Origin of the sequence: Thermococcus sp. ES12 (assembly GCF_012027515.1) — an archaeon.
In the GTDB taxonomy this organism is placed as follows: Archaea; Methanobacteriota_B; Thermococci; order Thermococcales; family Thermococcaceae; genus Thermococcus; species Thermococcus barossii.
In genome coordinates this window covers 1-427 of the sequence record NZ_SNUP01000093.1, presented here as the reverse complement: position 1 = coordinate 427, position 427 = coordinate 1, and the positions used below count along the sequence as shown (strand labels likewise).

Below are 427 nucleotides of genomic sequence, written 5' to 3'. Positions count from 1 at the left end.
CTTCTGGCCCGCTAAGCCCAAGACCCTTAAGAACTAGTGCAGTAAAAAGCAAACTCATTATTGTAATACCTGACACTGGGTTGTTTGATGATCCCACAACACCAGCAAGGTATCCAGCAATAGAACTTCCAAAGAACCCGACAATAAGCATTATGACCGCCATGACGGCTGCTATCCCGACAGAATCTATCAAGTTGGCATATAGAAGGAACAATGGCACTACAAATGCTGCTATTAACATGAGTACTGTGGTCATTGGCATGTCTTCTTCAGTTCTAAGGATTATTTCACCACTTTGTTTTCTTTTGGTTGCTTCAAGCCCGGCTTTTATACCTCTTGAGATTGGTCCTCTAAGTTTTATAAGGCTCCATAGGCCACCAACGACCATTGCGCCAACTCCCATGTACCTTATCTTAGTACTCCATGT

1 protein-coding gene is annotated in these 427 nt (G+C 43.3%); it reads right to left on the bottom strand.

All coding sequences use genetic code 11. The features are described 5' to 3' along the window. Positions 1 to 427: OPT/YSL family transporter (locus tag E3E37_RS11210; protein WP_206204112.1), on the bottom strand; the 427-nt coding region annotated here is incomplete at both ends.